At 64.1% G+C, this 20,269-nt stretch carries 21 protein-coding genes and 2 tRNA genes; 7 read left to right on the forward strand and 16 right to left on the reverse strand.

Annotation, left to right across the window (positions count from 1 at the left end):
• Window positions 1–83 precede the first annotated feature (83 nt).
• Together ctaD and nrdF are read right to left on the reverse strand one after the other, a co-directional pair.
• Complete coding sequence (ctaD, locus tag NUW87_RS10080; protein ID WP_269028370.1) at window positions 84–1,841, reverse strand: aa3-type cytochrome oxidase subunit I; 1,758 nt, start codon at window positions 1,839–1,841, stop codon at window positions 84–86.
• A gap of 267 nt (window positions 1,842–2,108) precedes the next feature.
• Entirely contained in the window at window positions 2,109–3,098 is a 990-nt protein-coding gene (gene nrdF / locus NUW87_RS10085; RefSeq protein ID WP_269028372.1) for a class 1b ribonucleoside-diphosphate reductase subunit beta, read from the reverse strand.
• 150 nt (window positions 3,099–3,248) lie between these two features.
• Between nrdF and NUW87_RS10090 the strand changes: the two genes are divergently transcribed.
• On the forward strand, window positions 3,249–3,962 hold the full coding sequence (locus NUW87_RS10090) for a FadR/GntR family transcriptional regulator (RefSeq protein ID WP_269028373.1): 714 nt from the start codon (window positions 3,249–3,251) through the stop codon (window positions 3,960–3,962).
• Between the two features lie 105 nt (window positions 3,963–4,067).
• Here the strand turns inward: NUW87_RS10090 and nrdE are convergent, their stop codons facing one another.
• The 4 genes from nrdE to ykgO all read right to left on the reverse strand — a co-directional run bounded on the left by nrdE (window position 4,068) and on the right by ykgO (window position 7,617).
• Window positions 4,068–6,233 (reverse strand): class 1b ribonucleoside-diphosphate reductase subunit alpha, encoded by a 2,166-nt coding sequence (gene nrdE, locus NUW87_RS10095; RefSeq protein WP_269028374.1) that lies wholly within the window; start codon window positions 6,231–6,233, stop codon window positions 4,068–4,070.
• Between the two features lie 10 nt (window positions 6,234–6,243).
• Window positions 6,244–6,765, reverse strand: a complete 522-nt coding sequence (gene nrdI / locus NUW87_RS10100) for a class Ib ribonucleoside-diphosphate reductase assembly flavoprotein NrdI (protein WP_076590071.1) — start codon at window positions 6,763–6,765, stop codon at window positions 6,244–6,246.
• Between the two features lie 178 nt (window positions 6,766–6,943).
• Window positions 6,944–7,174: a glutaredoxin-like protein NrdH gene (nrdH, locus tag NUW87_RS10105; protein WP_034998070.1), complete on the reverse strand. Its 231-nt coding sequence runs from the start codon at window positions 7,172–7,174 to the stop codon at window positions 6,944–6,946.
• Between the two features lie 320 nt (window positions 7,175–7,494).
• Entirely contained in the window at window positions 7,495–7,617 is a 123-nt protein-coding gene (gene ykgO, locus NUW87_RS10110) for a type B 50S ribosomal protein L36 (protein ID WP_012732041.1), read from the reverse strand.
• A 114-nt stretch (window positions 7,618–7,731) separates the two neighbouring features.
• Here ykgO and nadE point away from each other — a divergent pair, with 114 nt between their 5' ends.
• Complete coding sequence (gene nadE / locus NUW87_RS10115) at window positions 7,732–8,556, forward strand: NAD(+) synthase (RefSeq protein ID WP_269028377.1); 825 nt, start codon at window positions 7,732–7,734, stop codon at window positions 8,554–8,556.
• Here the strand turns inward: nadE and NUW87_RS10120 are convergent.
• The 8 genes from NUW87_RS10120 to pgm all read right to left on the reverse strand — a co-directional run bounded on the left by NUW87_RS10120 (window position 8,553) and on the right by pgm (window position 13,216).
• Window positions 8,553–8,738: a hypothetical protein gene (locus NUW87_RS10120; protein ID WP_269028378.1), complete on the reverse strand. Its 186-nt coding sequence runs from the start codon at window positions 8,736–8,738 to the stop codon at window positions 8,553–8,555. The two genes, nadE and NUW87_RS10120, sit on opposite strands and share 4 nt — an antisense overlap.
• A 14-nt stretch (window positions 8,739–8,752) precedes the next feature.
• Window positions 8,753–9,523 (reverse strand): fructosamine kinase family protein, encoded by a 771-nt coding sequence (locus NUW87_RS10125; RefSeq protein WP_269028380.1) that lies wholly within the window; start codon window positions 9,521–9,523, stop codon window positions 8,753–8,755.
• Window positions 9,516–9,956, reverse strand: a complete 441-nt coding sequence (locus tag NUW87_RS10130; protein ID WP_269028382.1) for a methylated-DNA--[protein]-cysteine S-methyltransferase — start codon at window positions 9,954–9,956, stop codon at window positions 9,516–9,518. The genes NUW87_RS10125 and NUW87_RS10130 overlap by 8 nt, the downstream gene beginning before the upstream one ends.
• Window positions 9,957–10,010: 54 nt before the next feature.
• A tRNA-Ala gene (locus NUW87_RS10135) sits at window positions 10,011–10,083 on the reverse strand.
• A gap of 20 nt (window positions 10,084–10,103) precedes the next feature.
• Window positions 10,104–10,176: transfer RNA gene (locus NUW87_RS10140), tRNA-Ala, on the reverse strand.
• A gap of 120 nt (window positions 10,177–10,296) precedes the next feature.
• Window positions 10,297–11,031, reverse strand: coding sequence for a thioredoxin domain-containing protein (locus NUW87_RS10145; RefSeq protein WP_269028383.1), 735 nt, complete (start codon window positions 11,029–11,031; stop codon window positions 10,297–10,299).
• A 58-nt stretch (window positions 11,032–11,089) separates the two neighbouring features.
• Window positions 11,090–11,572: a MauE/DoxX family redox-associated membrane protein gene (locus NUW87_RS10150; protein ID WP_269028385.1), complete on the reverse strand. Its 483-nt coding sequence runs from the start codon at window positions 11,570–11,572 to the stop codon at window positions 11,090–11,092.
• A gap of 18 nt (window positions 11,573–11,590) precedes the next feature.
• Window positions 11,591–13,216: a phosphoglucomutase (alpha-D-glucose-1,6-bisphosphate-dependent) gene (gene pgm / locus NUW87_RS10155; RefSeq protein WP_269028387.1), complete on the reverse strand. Its 1,626-nt coding sequence runs from the start codon at window positions 13,214–13,216 to the stop codon at window positions 11,591–11,593.
• A 109-nt stretch (window positions 13,217–13,325) separates the two neighbouring features.
• Between pgm and NUW87_RS10160 the strand changes: the two genes are divergently transcribed.
• The 5 genes from NUW87_RS10160 to NUW87_RS10180 are packed head-to-tail and all read left to right on the forward strand — an operon-like array spanning window position 13,326 to window position 16,170.
• Window positions 13,326–14,744, forward strand: coding sequence for an alanine/glycine:cation symporter family protein (locus tag NUW87_RS10160; RefSeq protein WP_269028388.1), 1,419 nt, complete (start codon window positions 13,326–13,328; stop codon window positions 14,742–14,744).
• A gap of 10 nt (window positions 14,745–14,754) precedes the next feature.
• Complete coding sequence (locus NUW87_RS10165; RefSeq protein WP_269028390.1) at window positions 14,755–15,093, forward strand: CrcB family protein; 339 nt, start codon at window positions 14,755–14,757, stop codon at window positions 15,091–15,093.
• Window positions 15,086–15,454, forward strand: coding sequence for a fluoride efflux transporter FluC (locus tag NUW87_RS10170; protein WP_239219724.1), 369 nt, complete (start codon window positions 15,086–15,088; stop codon window positions 15,452–15,454). The genes NUW87_RS10165 and NUW87_RS10170 overlap by 8 nt, the downstream gene beginning before the upstream one ends.
• 19 nt (window positions 15,455–15,473) lie before the next feature.
• On the forward strand, window positions 15,474–15,824 hold the full coding sequence (locus NUW87_RS10175) for a CrcB family protein (RefSeq protein WP_239219722.1): 351 nt from the start codon (window positions 15,474–15,476) through the stop codon (window positions 15,822–15,824).
• Entirely contained in the window at window positions 15,817–16,170 is a 354-nt protein-coding gene (locus tag NUW87_RS10180) for a FluC/FEX family fluoride channel (protein ID WP_269028393.1), read from the forward strand. Before NUW87_RS10175 ends, NUW87_RS10180 begins: the two co-directional genes overlap by 8 nt.
• A 5-nt stretch (window positions 16,171–16,175) precedes the next feature.
• On the opposite strand, the gene NUW87_RS10185 is transcribed toward NUW87_RS10180, so the two are convergent.
• Together NUW87_RS10185 and NUW87_RS10190 are read right to left on the reverse strand one after the other, a co-directional pair.
• Window positions 16,176–18,704 carry an ABC transporter permease gene (locus NUW87_RS10185; RefSeq protein WP_269028394.1) on the reverse strand — a complete coding sequence of 843 codons (2,529 nt, stop codon included), beginning with the start codon at window positions 18,702–18,704 and terminating at the stop codon, window positions 16,176–16,178.
• Window positions 18,705–19,481, reverse strand: coding sequence for an ABC transporter ATP-binding protein (locus NUW87_RS10190; RefSeq protein ID WP_269028396.1), 777 nt, complete (start codon window positions 19,479–19,481; stop codon window positions 18,705–18,707).
• Between the last annotated feature and the right edge of the window lie 788 nt (window positions 19,482–20,269).

Genomic DNA, 20,269 nt, shown 5'->3' on the forward strand with positions numbered 1-20,269 from the left:
GGGTACTCCGCAATTCCGGCTGGCTGAAACGACGAAAACCCCCGCCGAAGCGGGGGTTCGTTCAGGAGGCCGAGACGAGAATACTAGCTGGTAGCGCGAGCGCTACCCTCGACGGCGGCCAATTCGTGGTTGCCGCCCTTGCCCGAGTCGCGGTGACCGGTGTGAGCCTCGCGGCGCAGGGTCTCCACCATGTGCGGGTAGTGCAGCTCGAACGCCGGGCGCTCAGAGCGGATACGTGGCAGGGCGGTGAAGTTGTGGCGCGGCGGCGGGCAGGTGGTTGCCCATTCCAGCGAGTTACCGTAGCCCCACGGATCGTCGACGGTGACGATCTCGCCGTAGCGCCAGGACTTGAAAACGTTCCAGATGAACGGCAGCATGCCGATGCCCAGGATGAACGAGCCAACCGTGGAAACCTGGTTCAGAAGCGTGAAGCCGTCGGTGTCCAGGTAGTCGGCGTAGCGGCGTGGCATACCCATGTTGCCCAGCCAGTGCTGGACCAGGAAGGTCATGTTGAAGCCGACGACCGTGAACCAGAAGTGGATCTTGCCCAGCTTCTCGTCCAGCATGCGGCCAGTCATCTTCGGGAACCAGAAGTACACGCCAGCAGTGGAGGCGAACACCACGGTGCCGAACAGGGTGTAGTGGAAGTGCGCAACCACGAAGTAGGAGTCGTGCAGCTGGAAATCCAGCGGCGGGGAAGCCAGCATGATGCCGGTCAGACCACCGAACAGGAAGGTGAACAGGAAGCCGACAGCCCACAACATCGGGGTCTCGAACGTGAGGTGGCCGTTCCACATCGTGCCCAGCCAGTTGAAGAACTTCACGCCGGTCGGCACGGAGATGAGGAAGGTCATGAACGAGAAGAACGGCAGCAGAACCGCGCCGGTGGCGAACATGTGGTGCGCCCACACGGCCATGGACAGACCAGCAATTGCCAGGGTTGCAAAGATCAGACCGATGTAGCCGAAGATCGGCTTACGGGAGAACACCGGAACGATCTCGGAGATCAAGCCGAAGAACGGCAGCGCCAGGACGTACACCTCGGGGTGGCCGAAGAACCAGAACATGTGCTGCCACAGAATCGTGCCGCCGTTAGCGGTGTCGAAGATGTGGCCGCCGAGCAGACGGTCGTAGAGCACGCCCATCGCCGCAGCAGTCAGCAGCGGGAAAATCATCAGGGCGATGATGGAGGTGACGAAGACAGTCCAGGTGAACGCCGGCAGACGGAACATGGTCATGCCCGGCGCACGCATTGTCAGCACGGTGGTGAGCATGTTCACTGCGGAGGCGATGGTGCCCACACCGGTGGCACCCACGCCGACAATCCAGAGGTTGGCTGAGACGGACGGGGTGTGCACAGAGTCAGCCAGCGGCATGTACATGGTCCAACCGAAGTCGGCAGCGCCACCCGGGGTGACGAAGCCGAGAAGCATGGCGATGACGCCGATGCTGGTGACCCAGAAGCCGAACGCGTTCAGGCGCGGGAAGGCCACGTCCGGTGCGCCGATCTGCAGCGGCAGCACGTAGTTGGCAAAACCCCAGACGATCGGGGTACCGAACGCCAGCAGCATGACAGTGCCGTGCATGGTGAACAGCTGGTTGAACTGCTCGTTGGACAGGAACTGCAGACCCGGACTGAACAGCTCAGCACGAATCAGCAGCGCCATAAGACCGCCCACAAAGAACCAGACGAAGGACATGATGATGTACATGATGCCCAGTTCTTTATGGTCAGTCGTGGTGAGTTGCTTGTAAAACATCGAGCCCTTGCGAGCGTTGCCCGTGGGCTCTGGGCGTGTCGGCGGGACGTAATTATCCAGCCGCGGTGCCACAGCGGTCATCTAATCCTCCTGACTACGGCGCCTGCGCCTACCCCGACCGACGCCGGATTAGGCACAGATGCCACGAGTGATACCGAATCAGCATAACGTTCCACACATTGTTTTTCCAGCCTCCCGCAATGGTGCCCCCGTGCGGGGTCAGCACCCGGCCAAGCCAACCCGGGCTGTAACTGGTGAGGCGCATGGGAACTGCCCGGCGGGGATGAAAAATCCCCGGCTCGCGAGCGCGAACCGGGGGTCACCGAAGGTACGTCGTAAAGTTTGTGCCTAGAAATCCCAGTCGTCGTCCTGAGTGTCCTCCGCGCGTCCAATGACGTAGGAGGAGCCGGAACCGGAGAAGAAGTCGTGGTTCTCGTCCGCGTTCGGCGACAGCGAAGCCAAAATTGCCGGCGACACCTTCGTCTCGTCCACCGGGAACAGGCCCTCATAACCGAGGTTGTTCAGCGCCTTGTTGGCGTTGTACCGCAAGAAGCGCTTCACGTCTTCGGTCCAGCCGAGCGCGTCGTAGATGTCCTCGGTGTACTGGTTTTCGTTCTCGTAAAGGTCGTAGAGCAGCTCGAATGCGTAGTCCTTCAGCTCCTCCTTGCGCTCCTCCGACTCGCCTCGCAGCGCCACCTGGTACTTGTAGCCGATGTAGTAGCCGTGCACCGCCTCGTCGCGGATAATCAGGCGGATGATGTCGGCGGTGTTCGTCAGCTTGGAGTGCACCGACCAGTTCAGCGGCAGGTAGAAGCCGGAGTAGAACAGGAAGGACTCCAGCATCACAGACGCAATCTTGCGCTTGAGCGGGTCGTCGCCCTCGTAGTAGCTCAGGATGATTTTCGCCTTGCGCTGGAGGTACTCGTTTTCCTCGGACCAGCGGAACGCGTCGTTAATTGCGGGAGTGTCCGCAAGGGTCATGAAGATGTTGGAGTAGGACTTCGCGTGCACCGACTCCATGAAGGCGATGTTGGTCAGCACCGCTTCCTCGTGCAACGAATTCGCGTCCGGCAGTAGCGAGACCGCGCCGACGGTTCCCTGGATTGTGTCCAGCAGCGTCAGGCCGGTGAACACGCGCATGGTGGCTTGCTTTTCTTCGTCGTTGAGGGTGTTCCAGCTCTGGATGTCGTTGGACACCGGAATCTTTTCTGGGAGCCAGAAGTTGCCGGTCAGGCGATCCCACACTTCAAGGTCCTTGTCGTCCGGGACGCTATTCCAGTTAATAGCCTTCACGGGCTTTTCGTGGGACTCGAGGTAACGCGCGTAATCGTCAGTCATGGCGACCATCCTACTTCGGTGTCAAACGCCTCGGGAGACGTCCTGCGCCCCGCCCGGAAATCGGCTCCACGCGATGCCATAACTGGGCAGCTGCATGACTAAACTACTCGCATACTGTCGCAAACATCATCTCTTAAAGGAGGTCGCGCCGTGGCTACCAGCGGTCATCGGTCCTCTCAGCCACTACTTTCGTCGATCCTGGACACGCTCGGCGAGGAAATCGTTTCAGGCAGCCAGCCCGAGGGGCACACGTTCACCCTCCACGACCTGTCGGAGCGCTTCGGCATCTCCCGCACCGTCGCCCGCGAGGCGATGCGCGCGCTCGAGCAGCTCGGTCTTGTGTCTTCGTCCCGCCGCGTGGGGCTGAAGGTTCTGCCGCAAAGCGAGTGGAACGTGTTCGACCACGCGATTATCTCCTGGCGCCTGCGCACTGAGGAGCAACGCCCGGCACAGTTGGCGTCGTTGCGCGAGCTGCGCGACGCCATCGAGCCCACCGCCGCCCGCCTCGCCGCCGTCAACGCAACGAAGGAGCAGGGCCGCCGCTTGTGCGAGCTGGCAGACCAGATCGTCGAGCTGGCCGGCCAGGAAAGCGGCAACTCGGACGCATTCCAGGAGGCGGACCTGGAGTTCCACGCGCTCATGCTCGAGGCGTCGGGCAACGAGATGTTTGTGGCGCTGACCCCGCCGATCATGGACATCATGTCCGGCCGCGCGCTGTACGGCATCATGCCGGACGACCCGCACGTGGACACCATGCAGATCCACGTGGATCTGGCGCAGGCCATTGCTTCCGGCAATGCGGATGCTGCCGAGGATGCTTCTCGGCGTCTCCTCCGCGGCGTCAACGATTTTATGGAGATGTAACTCTCCCCGGTGAGCCCCGCCATGTTGCTGATCTGCTAGTTGCCCAAAAACGGAACTAGCAGATCAGCGATTTTCTCGTCGAGAAGCACGCGCTCCCCTACCGCCCTAGAGCATGCAGGAGACGCAGCCCTCGATCTCAGTGCCTTCCAGCGCCATCTGGCGCAGGCGGATGTAGTACAAGGTCTTCACACCCTTCTTCCACGCGTAGATCTGCGCGCGGTTGATGTCGCGGGTGGTCACCGTGTCCTTGAAGAACAGGGTCAGCGACAGACCCTGGTCGACGTACTTCGTGGCCACCGCGTAGGTGTCGATGATCTTTTCGTAGCCGATCTCGTAGGCGTCCTTGAAGTACTCGATGTTCTCGTTGTCCATGTGCGGCGCCGGGTAGTAGACGCGGCCGATCTTGCCTTCCTTGCGGATCTCGATCTTGGAGGCGATCGGGTGGATCGAGGACGTGGAGTTGTTGATGTAGGAAATCGAGCCGGTCGGCGGCACGGCTTGCAGGTAGCGGTTGTAGATGCCGTCGCGGGCGATGTCGTCCTTCAGCTGCGCCCACTCCTGCGCCGTCGGCACGGCGATGTTGGAGTTGGCAAACAGCTCCTTGACCTTGTCGGTTTTGGGCTGGAAGTCCTCCGGGTTGTAGCGGTCGAAGAACTCGCCCGTGGCGTACTCGGAATTGGCAAAATCCGCGAACGCGGTGCCCTTCTCCACGGCGATCTTGTGGGAGGCCCGCAGGCACTGGTACATCACGGCGGCGAAGTAGGCGTTGGTGAAGTCCAGGCCTTCCTCGGAGCCGTATTCGATGTGCTCGCGGCCGAGGTAGCCGTGCAGGTTCATCTGGCCCAGGCCGATGGCGTGGGAGGCGTCGTTGCCGTCGCGCACCGGCGGCACGGAGTCGATGGAGGTCTTGTCCGCCACTGCGGTCAGCGCGCGGATGGAGGTCTCGACGGTTTTGGCGAAGTCGTCGGAGTCCATCGCCATCGCGATGTTCAGCGACCCCAGGTTGCAGGAGATGTCGTGGCCGGTCTCGGCGTAGGTCAGGTCTTCGTTCAGCACTGACGGGGAGTTGACCTGCAGGATCTCCGAGCACAGGTTGGACATGTTGATGCGGCCGGTCTTCACCGGGTTCGCGCGGTTCGCCGTGTCCTCGAACATGATGTACGGGTAGCCGGACTCGAACTGGATCTCGGCGATGGTCTGGAAGAACGCGCGCGCAGAGATCTTGGACTTGCGGATGCGCGGGTCTTCGACCATCTCCTCGTACTTTTCGGTCACGGAGATGTCCGCGAACGGCACGCCGTAGACGCGCTCGACGTCGTACGGGGAGAACAAGTACATGTCGTCGTTGCGCTTGGCCAGCTCAAAAGTGATGTCCGGGATGACCACGCCGAGCGAGAGGGTCTTGATGCGGATTTTCTCGTCCGCGTTCTCGCGCTTGGTGTCCAAAAAGCGCATGATGTCGGGGTGGTGGGCGTTGAGGTACACCGCACCTGCACCCTGGCGTGCGCCGAGCTGGTTGGCGTAGGAGAACGCGTCTTCCAAAAGCTTCATCACTGGGATGACGCCGGAGGACTGGTTTTCGATGTGCTTGATCGGCGCGCCGGATTCACGGATGTTGCTCAGAAGCAGTGCCACGCCGCCGCCGCGCTTGGACAGCTGCAGCGACGAGTTGATGGCGCGGCCGATGGACTCCATGTTGTCTTCGATGCGCAAAAGGAAGCAGGACACCAACTCGCCGCGCTGCGCCTTGCCGGCGTTCAAGAACGTCGGGGTGGCGGGCTGGAAGCGGCCGGTCATGATCTCGTCCACAAGCGCGAATGCGAGCTCCTCGTTGCCGTCGGCGAGGAAGAGGGAGGTCATGGCCACGCGGTCCTCGAAGCGCTCGAGGTAGCGGCGCCCGTCGAAGGTCTTCAGCGTGTAGGAGGTGTAGTACTTGTATGCGCCGAGGAAGGACTTGAAGCGGAACTTGTACGAGTACGCGCGCTTGAACGTGTCCTTAATTAAGTTCCAGTCGTACTTCTCAATGGTGTCCGGCTCGTAGTACTTGTTGGTGACCAGGTAGTCGATCTTTTCTTCCAGGTCGTGGAAGTAGACGGTGTTCTGGTTGACGTGCTGGAGGAAGAACTGGTTCGCGGCCTCGCGGTCCTTTTCAAACTGGATCTGGCCGTTTTCGTCGTAGAGGTTCAGAAGCGCGTTGAGCGCGTGGTAATCTAGCTGGTCGCTTTCGTTGACCGGCTCCGGGACATTCTTACCGACAGTCTGGGTAGTCACATCTCGTCCTTCATCGTGTTCTTGAATATTTACCGGCGTATTTTTCGCGCAGTTTTGCAAGCCGCTCGGATTCGTCCGGGGCATCTTGCCTATCGACGACCTCCGGTCCCCCACGCAGCCCCAACCTTCCAGCGTTTTCGACCAGTTGGCGGCGCACGTGCGCAACGTCCTCGGCCGAGCCCATGAGCTCGAACCGGTACAAGTATGGGACCTTACACTTGTCGGCGATAACCTTCCCGGCAAGACAGTAATCTGCCCCGAAGTTGGAGTTGCCGGCGGCGATGACACCCCGGATCAGGCTCCGGTTGCCTTCGTTGTTGAGGAAGCGGATCACCTGCCCCGGCACCGGCCGCGAGTTGCCGCCGCTGACGCTCACTCCGCCACCGTATGTGGGGCAGATGAGCACGTACGGCTCGTCGACGTTGAGTTCCGGGTCGTTCCTGCGCAACGGGATGCGCTGGGACGGGAGGCCGAGCTTCTCCACAAACCGCTTCGTGTTCTCCGTCGCGGAAGAGAAGTAGACCACCAGCATGGCAGCCGCCTTTCTTCGTCTTGAGTTTTCTGTTGTGTGGCGCCCGCGCTTTTCCCGCCCCCTCCCAGAACCAAATCCAGCTACTAGGTTCCAGCTATTCGCCTTTTTGGGACCGTTAGCTGGGTCTTACTAGCTGGATCCGCGGGCCGGACGGGCGCGGGCGGCGGGGACCGGGCAGTTACGCAGCGGCGGCGAGGCCCTTGATGCGGTCCGGGCGGAAGCCGGACCAGTGCTCGCCGTTGGCCTCAACGACCGGGGCCTGCACATAGCCGAGGGCCATGACGTAGTCGCGGGCCTCGTCGTCCATGGAGATGTCAACCGTGGTGAACTCAAGGCCGGCCTTGGTTAGGGCCTTCTCGGTTGCCTTGCACTGCATGCAGGCCGGCTTGCTGTAAACGGTGATCGACATAGTTCTTCAGGCTCTTTCTGTGCGGGTCTTCGACCGGGATTCGACTGGATTTCGACGCTTTTTCTCAATTCCCCGGCTCCCCCGGGGCAACACCAAGAGACACTATACCTTGGGGGAAACTTCGGCAACCGCTACTACATGTAGTAGTTACACGGGTGGTATTCCCAGGATAGGGGTGGCGAATCACCTACATGTAGTTAGAACATGGACAGTTTTGGGCTCCCACGCGTGTAATTTTGGCCGAAATTGGTTTCAGGACGGGGGTTTCGCAGAAAAGCAAAAAGCCCCGCCACCAACCGGTGACGGGGCAGGATTCGCGCTTAGCCCTGGCGAGCCTTGAAGCGGGGATCCTTCTTGTTGATCACAAAAACCTTGCCGTGGCGGCGCACAACCTGAGCGCCCGGCTTGTTCTTCAGCGACCGAAGCGACTTGCGGACCTTCATCGGGCGCTCCTTTCTGCTCGGATTACCTGCAATTAGCGACCATCGGCGAGCTGCCGAGTCGCAACACGGGGGTAAATGTTACACACCGGACGCGCTGAATCAAAACCTCCTACCATGAGCGCCATGCAGTCAGAGATCATCGCCACCCTCGGCGTGGCACCGACCATCGACCCGGCCACCGAGATCACCCGGCGCGTGCAGTTCCTAGTGGACTACCTGGACGCCACCGGCGCGAAGGGGTACGTACTCGGCATTTCCGGCGGGCAGGACTCCACGCTCGCCGGACGTCTGGCGCAGCTGGCGGTGGAGAAACGCCGGGCGAACGGCAGCGACGCGACCTTCGTTGCGGTGCGGCTGCCTCACGGCGTGCAGGCCGACGAGGACGACGCGCAGCTGGCACTCAAGTTCATCCAGCCCGACGAAACGGTCACGGTGGACATCGAGCCAGCCACCACCGCCCTAGCTAGTGCTGTGGCGGGCGCGCTGGGAGCGGACAGCCTCGGCGATTTCAACAAGGGCAACGTCAAGGCGCGCATGCGCATGATCGCCCAGTATGCCATCGCCGGCGAGCGCGGTCTTCTGGTGGTGGGCTCGGACCATGCGGCGGAGAACATCACCGGGTTTTTCACCAAACACGGCGACGGCGCCGCAGACCTTATCCCGCTGGCAGGGTTGAACAAGCGCCAGGGCGCGGCGCTTTTGGCCCACCTCGACGCCGAACCCCGCCTGTGGGAGAAGGTCCCGACCGCGGACCTGGAAGAAGACCGCCCCGCACTTCCCGACGAAGAGGCGCTCGGCGTCACCTACGCCCACATCGACGACTACCTGGAGGGCAAGCAGATTCCCGCCGAGGCCGCCGAGCGCCTCGAGCACCTGTGGCGTGTCGGCCAGCACAAGCGCCACCTGCCGCCGGGCCCGAACGACACCTGGTGGCGTTAGGGCAGGTCGCGGAGGTCCGCCATCACCCGCTCTAAGCGCTCCTCACCGCGTTCCTCTTCGAGCCATTCCTCCAGAGTGAAGTCGAGCTGGATAGGTTCCCAGGTCACTTCGAAGGGTTTGCCGCGCTGCTCGAGAAGCCCAAGTTCTTCGAGCCTATCTAGCGAACTTTTTACATTCCCCATCTGAATCTCCTCCTTTATTGCCTACTGTCTATCACGCGCAGGGTCTCCTCCGCCGCGCGCACGAGCGCGGAGCCGTAGGACGGGCCGTGCGTCCACGCGTGCACCGCCAGCGGGTGCAGTTGGTGCACCGCGATGCGACGCTGCCAGTCGCGCCCCAGCTCGCCGCCGGCATCCAGGTACCCGTCCACGATCGCGCTGAAGTGCGGCGCGCCGAACAGCTCGAGCATCGCGATGTCGGTCAGTGGGTGCCCGCCGTGCGCCGCCGGGTCAATGAACCGCGGGCCCTCCGACCCAAACAGCAGGTTGCCCGCCCACAGGTCGCCGTGGATGCGCGCCAGCGGGGCGTCCTCGTCTTCTTCGAGCAGCGCATCGCATGCTTGCTTGACGACGTCCATACCGCCGCCCCCGGGATTCCCCGCCCTTAGCGCCTTCTCGGCGAATGGCAGCACCCGCTGATGCACGTAGAACTCGGCCCAGCGCTCGGTGGGCTCGCACGCCTGCTGGCGGGTGCCGATGAAGTTGGGGCCTTCCCACCCGTCCGCGGGCGCGCCGAACGCGGCGGCCCCCATGGCGTGGATGGCGGCCAGCTCCCGGCCGGCCTCGCGTGCCGCGTCCACGGTCGGGCGGGCCGAATCCACTTTCTCGATGGTCAGCGTGTTCGCATCCTCGTCCAGGTCCAGCACCTCCACCACCGCGGTGGAGCCCTCGCACAGCCAGCGCAGGTACGCGGCTTCCGCGGCCGCGGCTCCCGGCGCGCTGCCGTGCTTGACAAACGTGTCAGACATCGATGCCCTCCATTCGCAGTAGGAAACGTTTTGCCTCTACCCCGCCACGGTAACCGCCGAGTTGGCCGTCGGAACGCAGCACCCGGTGGCACGGGATGAACAGCGGCAGCGGGTTAGTGGCGCACGCGCTGCCCACCGCGCGCACCGCATTGGGGTTGCCCACCGCGCGGGCGAGCTCCGCGTAGGAGGTGGTCTCCCCGTACGGGACTTTCTCCAGCTCCCGCAGCACCGCAGCGCGGAACTCGGTCACGTTCTGCAGGTCCAGCGGCACGGAGAACTCCCGGCGCGTGCCGGCAAAGTATTCGGTCAGTTCTTGGGTGACCAGGGGGCTCGCCGGAGGTTCGTCGATAGGCAGCTGCTCCCCCTCGAAGCACACACGGGTCACGCCGCACTCATTGGCGACGAGGCGCAACGGTCCGATCGGGGTGTCCATGCGCCCCAGAATACGAAAAAGCTGCCCGACCAACCGGCCGGACAGCTTTGCTAGTGGAGCTAACGGGATTCGAACCCGTGACCCCCACACTGCCAGTGTGGTGCGCTACCAACTGCGCCATAGCCCCAAGGATATGTAGTTATGGAGTGGAGCTAACGGGATTCGAACCCGTGACCCCCACACTGCCAGTGTGGTGCGCTACCAACTGCGCCATAGCCCCTTGGATAACTCACGTAAATATACAGCTGGGCGCGCGGGCCTCCAAATCCCCAGCGGGAAAGTGAAACCGCCCCACCCCGGGGCCGGAGTGAGGCGGTGAAATCGCTATCAACAACAGCGATTACATCCCGGCCAGGGTCTCCGGCCACTGGTCGCGCTCGCCCGCAAGGTCCTCGATGTCCTTGCCGTCCACCAGAACGCGCGGGGTCCACGCCTCGCCGGTCTCGTCCTCCTGGTACTTCATGTTCTCAGAGCCCATGCGCTTGGCGGCCTCGACGTACTTGCCGTCGCGGATGTCCTGGATGGCCGCGTCGGATGCCTCGTAGTCCTTGGCCAGGTCGGCGAAGCCGTCGTTGTCGTACTTGTTGTACGCGGACTGTTGGTTCTGGAACAGGTAGTCGCGGACGGTGAACGCCTGCGCCAGGTCGCCGTTGGCGATCAGGGCCAGCTCGGCAGCGAGCGCCTTGGTGGAGTGGCCTTCTTGGCCTTGGTCCAAGGCGGTCATCGGGCGCAGTTCAACGTTGATCTCGCCGGCCTTGAGCTTCTCCAGCATTGCCTCGTCGGTGGCGATGTGCAGGTCCGCACAGTGGGTGCAGGAGAAGTCTTCGAACAGCTCGGCAGTCTTCGCGTCGGCGTTGTCGCCGGTGAGGTGGATGGTGTTTTCCTCCCCATCCCAGGCGACGTTGACGCCTTCGAGGTCGATCATCTCTTCTTGGATTGCGGCGCTGCGGTTTTCGCGGCCGTTGAAGACGATCAGGCCGATCACCACGAGGGCAATAGCCAGGACGGCGAGGACCGCCCAGATGAAGGCGGTGTTGCCCTTCTTGTTCGGGTTTTCCACTTTACGTGTGGTCACAGTTATCTCCTGTTGTGCGTGCCTTGCGGCATGACGGGTACTGTCTACCCGCACAAGTTTAGGGGTAGATAGCGAACTTCTTAAACGGGCGCCACATCATAAACCCGGTAATCGCGATGTAGCCCAGGTCGCGCGCCACGGTGACGAGCAGGTTGCTCTCTCCTTCGCCGGCCTCAGACGGGTCGAAGCAGCCGCAGTCGATGACCAGGCCGCGCTGCCATGCGGACAGCAGGCCGATGATGAACAGCGTCAGCACGATGATGGACACCTTGCCGGACCAGCGCAGCTTAATGCCAAGAAGCAGCAGCAGGCCGCCGGCGACTTCGAGCGGGCCGATGATGTGAGCCAGCAGGTAGGACCAGTCGGGGGTGAAAATCTCGTAGGCCTCGATGGTCTTGGTTACGTCGAGGGGGACGCCGATTTTCGCAATGCCGGCGTCCAGCCATACGTATGCCATGAAGAAGCGCGCCAGCGCGGAAAGTACATCCAGCACCAGCGCTTTGGTGTCGCGCTGGGGCGCGGGGGTTGAAGTTGTGCTCACAGGTCGTACGTTACTCCATTAGTTGTCCAAAACTTCAGAAACGAGCGCCTGTGCCTCCTCTTGCACCTGCTTCAAATGCGCGTCGCCCTTGAAGGACTCGGCGTAGATCTTGTACTTGTCCTCGGTGCCGGACGGGCGTGCGGCGAACCACGCGTTTTCAGTGGTCACCTTCAACCCGCCGATGGCGGCACCGTTGCCAGGAGCTTCAGTCAGCTTTGCGACGATAGCTTCGCCCGCCAACGCATCCGCCGCGACCTGGTCCGCCGACAGCGCCTTGAGCTTGGCCTTTTCCTCGCGCCCGGCCGGGGCGTCGATGCGCGCGTAGGCCGGGGCACCGTACTCAGTCTCGAGCTCCGCGTAGCGCGCGGACGGGGTTTTACCGGTCACGGCGGCGATCTCCGCGGCGAGCAGGTCCATAATCAACCCGTCCTTGTCGGTGGACCAGACGGTGCCGTCCTTGCGCAAAAACGACGCGCCGGCAGATTCTTCCCCGCCGAAGCCGATCGTGCCGTCGATAAGCCCCGGCACAAACCACTTGAAGCCGACAGGCACCTCCACCAGCTCGCGGCCGAGCGATGCGACCACGCGGTCGATCATGGAGGACGAGACCAAGGTCTTGCCCACCGCGGTGCCATCCGCCCAGCCGTCGCGGTGGCTGAACAGGTACTCGATGGCCACGGCCAGGTAATGGTTCGGGTTCATCAGGCCCGCGTCGGGGGTGACGATGCCGTGGCGGTCGGCGTCCGCGTCGTTGCCGGTGGCCAGGTCGAACTTGTCTCGGTTGTGCACCAGCGAGGCCATGGAGTTCGGGCTGGAGCAGTCCATGCGGATCTTGCCGTCGGTGTCCAGCGTCATAAACCGCCAGGTGGCGTCCACGTGCGGGTTGACCACTTCGAGGTTCAGCCCGTAGCGCTCGCCGATCGCGCCCCAGTAGTCCACGGACGCACCGCCCATCGGGTCAGCGCCGATGTGCAGGCCGGACGCCTTGATCGCGTCCATGTCCACCACGCTGCCCAGGTCGGAAACGTAGTGGTCGAGGTAGTCGAACTTCCCGGCGCGCTCGTCCAGCACGCCCGTGACAGGAGTGCGCTTCACACCGTCGAGGCCTGCGGCGATGTACTCGTTGGCGCGCTTGGCAATCCAGTCCGTCGCCTCCGCCGGCGCGGGCCCGCCGGTGGGCGGGTTGTATTTGAAACCGCCGTCGCGCGGCGGGTTGTGGGACGGGGTCACCACAATGCCGTCGGCCTTGCCGCCGGTGTGGGTCAGGATGGCGTGGGAGACAGCCGGGGTGGGCGTGTAGCGCCCTTTAGCGTCGACAAGCACCGGCACCCCATTGGCAATGAGCACCTCAAGCGCGGAGACCATCGCCGGCTCGGACAGGGCGTGGGTGTCGCGGCCGATGTAGACCGGCCCGTCGATGCCCTCGCCGCGGCGATAGTCCACGATTGCCTGCGTGGTGGCCAGGATGTGCGCCTCGTTGAACGCGCTGTCCAGAGACGAGCCGCGGTGGCCGGAGGTACCGAAGGCGACCTGCTGGTCCGGGTTTTCCGGGTCGATGTCGCGGGTGTAGTAGGCGGTGACCACCTCGGCGATGTCGATGAGGTCTTCGTCGCGGGCGGGCTGTCCGGCGCGTTGGTGTGCCATGGCAATGCTCCTTGTGTCTCAGGCAGAGTCCTTCCCACCATCATCGCCCGTGAATGTATTTCCTGCCACCTATATATTATTCACCGCACTGTATGTTTTACTTCTGTTCATGGCTGACAACTTGAACAACATCCTCAGTGCTATCTCCACTTTTGTCTGGGGACCGTTCTTGCTCATCCCCCTGCTGCTGGGCACCGGCCTGTTTCTGACCATCCGCCTGCGCGGCATCCAGTTCCGCACCCTCGGCCGCGCCACCCGCCACGCGTTCGTAGACAAGGCCGAGGAAGGCGCCGGCGACATCTCCAACTACCAGGCCCTGACCACCGCCCTGGCCGCCACGGTGGGCACCGGCAACATCGTCGGCGTGGCCACCGCGATCTCCATCGGCGGGCCCGGCGCGCTGTTTTGGATCTGGCTCACCGGCATCGTGGGCATGGCCTCGAAGTACTCCGAGGCCTACCTGGGCGTGCGTTTCCGCACCACCGACAAGAAGGGCAAACAGCAGGGCGGGCCGCACGAGTACTTAAGAACCGGTGTCGGCGGCCGCTTCGGCAAATTCCTCGCTGCGGCATTTACCCTGTTCACCATCTTCGCCTCCTTCGGCATCGGCAACCTCGCCCAGGGCAACTCCATCGCCGCGGGCATGCACGACGCCTTCGGCATCAGCGCCAACGTCGCCGGCGTGGTCATTTTCTTCGCCGTCGGCGCGGCCGTGCTCGGCGGCATCGAGGGCATCGGCAAAATCACCGCGGCGTTCGTGCCGCTGATGATCGTCATCTACGTCGGCGGCGGCATCACCGCGCTGGCGCTCATGGCGGACCGGGTGCCGGCGGCCATCACCACCATCTTCACAGACGCGTTCACCGGCACCGCAGCCACCGGCGGTTTCGTCGGCTCCGGCATCATGCTGGCCATTCAGTTCGGCGTGGCCCGCGGCATCTTCTCCAACGAGTCCGGCATGGGCTCCGCCGCAATCGCCGCCGCCGCCGCGAAGACGCAGCACCCGGCGCGCCAGGCGCTGGTGTCCATGACGCAGACGTTCATCGACACCATCTTGGTTGTCACCATCACAGGCCTGGTCATCGTCACCGCCGGCACCTGGGACATGGGCCGCGACCAGGCCGCGATCATGACCGCCACCGCCTTCGAGACGGCCCTGCCCGGCGAGTGGGGCAGCCTGATCGTCTCCGTCGCACTGATCTTCTTCGCGTTTTCCACCATCCTGGGCTGGTCCTACTACGGCGAGCGCGCCATCGTGGCACTGTTCGGCGACTGGGCGTCCATCCCCTACCGCATGTTCTTCACTGCGCTGTCGTTTGTCGGCGCGGTGGCGTCGCTGGAGCTGGCGTGGACGTTCTCCGACCTGTCCAACGGGCTGATGGCCATCCCGAACCTGATCGGCCTGCTGTTGCTGTCCGGCATCGTGGTGCGCGAGACCCGCGAGTACCTCGCCTGGGACCCGTACCTGAAGAAGACCCCGGAGGAGGTCGCGGAGTTCGTGGAACGCCAGCAGATGGACTGGCGATAGACTCCCAGCCGTGGACACATTCCGGACAGCACTCACGGTTGGGCTCGGGGCGGGCCTTGGTGCCGTTGTCAGGCATCTTGTGCTCCTATCGGCCGCACCCGGGTCCACGGCGGCGCTCGCACTGACCTTCGCCGTGAACATGCTCGGCTGCTTCGCCATGGGCCTGTACAAGCCGGGTCCGTTGTGGGGCGCGGGCTTCCTCGGCGGCTTCACCACCTTCTCCGCGATTTCGGTGGCGGCGATGCAGTCGGAGGCGATCATCGCGCTGGTCATCGTCGCACTTAGCTTTGCGATGTCTATAGTTTCCTACCTTCTCGGCCACACCCTCCGGGAGCGCCGCCATGGCTAGCTGGCTCGGATTGGCACTCACCCTCGCCGTGGTGTTCGCCGGCGGCCTGCTCGGCGGCATGGCGCGCTTCGCGTTGACCCGGCTGATCGATAACGCCCGCGCCGCCACCTTCGCCGCCAACACGGTGGCCTGCGCCGTCGCCGGTTTCGCCGTCGCTGCCCCGGTACCGTGGCAGATCGCGCTTGGCGCAGGCTTCGCCGGCGCGCTGTCCACCTGGTCCACCTTCTCCCGCGAGCTCGGCGACCTGATCACCGCTGGGCGCCACCGTGAAGCACTTCGCTACGCGCTGCGCACGGCGGTGCTGGGCATCGTCGCCGCCTGGTTCGGCATGCGCTGGGGCCTTCGCGCCTTCGCCGGATAGGGCGCTAAGGTGGACAAATGTGCAGTTCGATGACCTAACAACCGGCCTTTCCGTGGCGTTGGGCGCGGGGCTTGGAGCTGTCGCACGCTACCTGGTCCTCATCTGGGTTAGCCCCACCACGCCCGAAGCCCTCGCGCTGACCGTCACCTCCGCAGTGAACCTGGTCGCCTGCTTCGCCATGGGCCTGTTCCAACCCGGCCCGTTCTGGGGCGTGGGCTTCCTCGGCGGGTTTTCCACGCTGTCCGCGGTTTCCTTGACCGCGGTGTCGGATTCGCCGGTGTGGGCCGGATTCATCATCGTGCTCAGCCTCACCACCGCCACCCTGGCCTGGATGGCCGGCGACGCCACCCGGGGGCACCGGCATGCCTGAGCTGTTGCCTCTACTCATCGGAGTTGTGGCCGTGTTCATCGGCGGAATGCTAGGCGGGTTTGCCCGCTGGCTGCTCATGCGCCAGATTCACAGCACGCTGGCGTCCACGTTCGCGGCGAACGTCTCGGCGGCAGCTGTCATCGGCTTCGCGGTGGCAGCACCGGGCGTGTGGCGCGTCGGCATCGGTATCGGCTTCGCCGGTGCTCTGTCCACCCTGTCCATGCTCGCACGGCAGCTCGGCGAGATGGCCCAAAGCGGCGAGTTCGTCCTTGCTGCGAAGTACGGCGTGGGCACCGCCCTGGCCGCCATCGCCGCCTCCGCGGTCGGCGTGTACGGCTTCGGGTAGAGCCCCTACTCCGCGATGGCGTCCAGCGGCGGTGTCTTCGCGGCCCTGCCGGCCGGCCACACCGCGGCCAGCAAACCGACTACGAACGAACCGGCAAGCACGGTGCCGATGAGCGGCCACGGAACCACGATCGTCGTTAAGCCTTTGGCCTCAAGGACGGTGAGGAACGCCCACCCCAAACCGAGCCCAAGCAGCACGCCGAGGATCGCGCCGTAGACCGTCATCTGCACCGACTCGAGCGTGATCATCGTCCGGATCTGGCGGCGCTGCGTGCCCACCGCGCGCAACATGCCGATCTCCTGGCGGCGCTCAATCACCGACAACGTCAGGGTGTTCACAATGCCCAGCACCGCAATCACCACCGCCAGGGACAGCAGCGCGTAGAGGATGAACAGCATCTGGTCGATCATGGCGGAGACCTCGCCCGCCATGTCCTGCGTGGAACGGACCTGCACCACGATGTCGTGGCGCACCAGCTCCTCGAGGTTGGCGCGCAGCTGGTCCTCGTCCACCGTGCCGTTATTGTTCACGCCGATCATGAGGATCCGGCCCGTGCCGCGCGCGCCCGTGGCGGCGGCCGCCTCGTCGGAAACCACGAACGACTGCAAGATATTCGACGTTTCAAACAGCCCGCCCAGGGTTGCCTCAACCGATTCGCCCGTCGGGCCAGCCACAGTGAGCGTGTCGCCCACGCGCCAGCCGTGTTCCTGTGCCAGCGGCTCGGGCGCGATGATGGTGTTGCCTTCCAAGCTGGAGCTTCCCTCCACCATGTCCAAGGAGATTAGGTCCGCCGGATCGCCCTGCAGCACGTCCGTGACCCCGAAGCCGCCGAGCTGGTAGCCGAACTGCCCGTCCACCGAGATCGGCGCCTGGGTGTAGCTGACCGTCTCGCCGGCGCCGTCCACCGCGTCCAGCCGTTCCGGCAGGTCCTCCGGCAGCGGGAACACCCCGTTCTGTGGGCCGGAGAGCACGAAGTCCGCGGAGACCTCGCTGGAAGCAACATCGTCCACCGAGCGTTTCATCGACGCGCCCAGCATGCCGATCACCGTCACCAGCGCGATACCCAGCATCAGCGCAAAAGCCGTGGTGGCGGTGCGTCGCGGGTTGCGGCGCGTGTTCGTGGACGCGAGTGCGCCCACTGCCCCGAACGGCAGCCCAATGCCCCTGCCCAGCGGCGGCACCACCGGCAAGCTCAGCGCCGGGCCGGCCAGGAACAGACCGGTGATCGCGGCCAGCGCCGCCGCGCCCACCAGGGCTGCGCGGCGGCCGGTGGCACCGTCGTCCCAGCCCATGGCGTAGGCCGCTGCTACCACGCCTGCGGCCACCAGGACCAGGCCCGCGATCGTGCGCCACCGCAGCGGCTGCGGCGTGGCGGCCTCGCTGGAGCGCATCGCCTCCACCGGCTTGACCTGCCCAGCCTTGCGCGCCGGCGCGAGCGCCGACAGCACGGTCACCAGCGTGCCCACCACCAGCGGCACCACCACCGCGCGGGTGGACAGGCCCGTGCCCGCGTCCGGCAGCGGCATGCCGTAGCGGGCCATCGCCACCCGGATCAGGGCCACCAGCCCCACGCCGCCGGCCACGCCGAGCGCGGAGCCGATCACGCCCACCAGCGCGGACTCGAACGCCACCGAGCGCGTGATCTGCCCGCGCGACGCCCCCAACGCGCGAAGCAACGCAAACTCGCGGGTGCGCTGCGCCACGATCATGGAGAACGTGTTCGCAATGAGGAACGTCCCCACCAGCAAACCCACCAGGCCGAACGCGACCAGGAAGTAGCTGACAAAGCTCAAACCCTCGCGGATTTGCTGCGACAGCTCCTCAGCCACATCCGCGCCCGCGCGCACCTCCAGCTCAGGAAACTCGCTCTTCAGCCTATCGAGGACCCCCTGTCCCCCATCCACCGTCACCGCCGGCACCGACGCGCCGTCCCGGTAGAGATCGAGGTAGGCCTGCTCCCCCACCCGCAGCACCAGCGACGTCTCCTGCGCCAACGGATCCTCGTACAACCCCGTGACAGTGAACTCGTTGCGCCCGTCCTTGTCCACCACGATGAGCTTCTCGCCCATCTCGATGCCGTACTTCTGCGCGCCATTCGCGTTGACGGCGATGTCGCCGGCGGCGGTGGGAGCGGAGCCGTCGATAAGCAAAGGTGCTCGTCCCACTGCCTCACCTTCGCCGTAGAAAGGCATGAGGCGAGAGGTGCCGAGCTGCGTCTGAATCGCAACTTCATCCTGCCTAGCGGCGACCACAGGCACATCCACGAACACATTCACCCCATCGACGCCCTCGGTGTCCCTAATGGCGTCGAACGTGTCGATATCGATGCTGCCCTCAGTCGGCCGCACCACCGCATCCACGTCCTCGAGCGCGGTGTCCACCGCAGAATCGAACGTGGCAGACAGCATGTTCGTGAACATCAGCGCACCCGACAGGAACGCCGTGCCCAGCACAACCGCCAACACCGTCAGCGCGAGGCGCAGCTTGTGCGCCGCGACGTTGCGCAGCGAGACCTTCGTCAGCGTATTGGCCATCTAGTCCTCCATGCCAGCCATGACACGGAGGATGGAATCCATGTCCGGATCGCGCATCTCGTCGACAATGTTGCCGTCGCGCAAGAACACCACGCGGTCGGCATAGGACGCGGCGCGAGCGTCATGCGTGACGATGACCACCGTCTGCCCATCCGTATCCACCGCCGTCCGGAGGATGTCCAGCACTTCGCGGGAGGCGTTGGAGTCCAGGTTGCCGGTAGGCTCGTCGCCGAAAATCAGCTCAGGGCGGCTCACCAACGCGCGGGCGCAGGCGACGCGCTGCTGCTGGCCGCCAGACAGCTCCGCCGGACGGTGGTCCAGGCGCTTCGCCAGGCCGAGGCGGTCTGTAACCTCATCGAACCACGCCTGGTCAACCTTGCTGCCTGCGATGCTCGTGGGCAGCGTGATGTTCTCAGCAGCGGTGAGAGTAGGAACCAGGTTGAAGGACTGGAAGATGAATCCGAGGCGGTCGCGTCTCAGTGACGTGAGTTCCTTGTCATTCAGATCCGACAGATCTGTCTCGCCGATGTACGCCGACCCAGTGGTGGCGGAGTCAAGCCCCGCCATCACGTGCATAAGCGTCGACTTCCCCGAACCGGACGGCCCCATAATTGCAGTGAACTCGTTACGGCCGAACTCGACGTTGACGCCGTCGAGCGCTTTCACCTCGGTGTCGCCCTTGCCATACGTCTTGACCAGCGACACCGCCCGAGCCGCAGCACCGCCCACTGCGGGTTCTGGTGTACCTGCCTCTAGGATCTCGTCCGTCTCAGCCATCGAGATTCGCCTTCCTGTCAATCCATTCCTCCGGGACTATACGCACCCGGTAAGAGAGGGCAGATCGTTAGCTACTCCCTTGAGGAATTCGTGGGTGTGCGCCAATGATGGGTGCCGTCGTGGTTGTCCGCAGTGCGGGTCTTCGCGGGGAGCGGTTTTCGTAAAGGGTGACGATCCAGCCATTTTCGGCCGTTGTTTGCCCAGGTGGGAAATCGCCGGCGTTAACTTTTGCGAGACCGCCAGCTACATGGTCCGTAGGTAAGCACCCATTGTTGGTGCAGGCGCAGTTGTCCGCAATGCGGAGTGTGGACCGGTCCCGGTCTCGGGTTGTTGTGGGTGTGTTATTGGTCGAGTGGTGGAGGTCGAGTCCGTCGGTGCAGGCGGGTGTACTCGACGTCCGGTACTCGACTTCCGCCGAACAGGAGGCGTCATCGCGGCTGCGTGTGCTGGCTCCGCGACCTATGTGGCCCCTTGACCGGTCGCGCCCCACCGGGTGGTTTCGCCCCGGGGTTCGTGGGTGCACACCTATCGTTGGCGCCACTGTGGTTGTCCGCAATGCGGAGTGTCGCCTCGAACCCCGGCTTCGTGGGGAGCGCCAATAGTTGGTGTATCTGGTGTTGTCCGCAATGCGGAGTCGGGCCCGGTCTCGGAACTGGTGGGTGTGCACCAATGATGGGCGCCGTCTTGGTTGTCCGCAATGCGGAGTCGGGCCCGGTCTCGGGTTGTTGTGGGTGTGTTGTTGGTCGAGTGGTGGAGGTCGAGTCCGTCGGTGCAGGCGGGTGTGCTCG

Origin of the sequence: Corynebacterium pilbarense (assembly GCF_026930265.1) — a bacterium.
GTDB lineage: Bacteria > Actinomycetota > Actinomycetes > Mycobacteriales > Mycobacteriaceae > Corynebacterium > Corynebacterium pilbarense.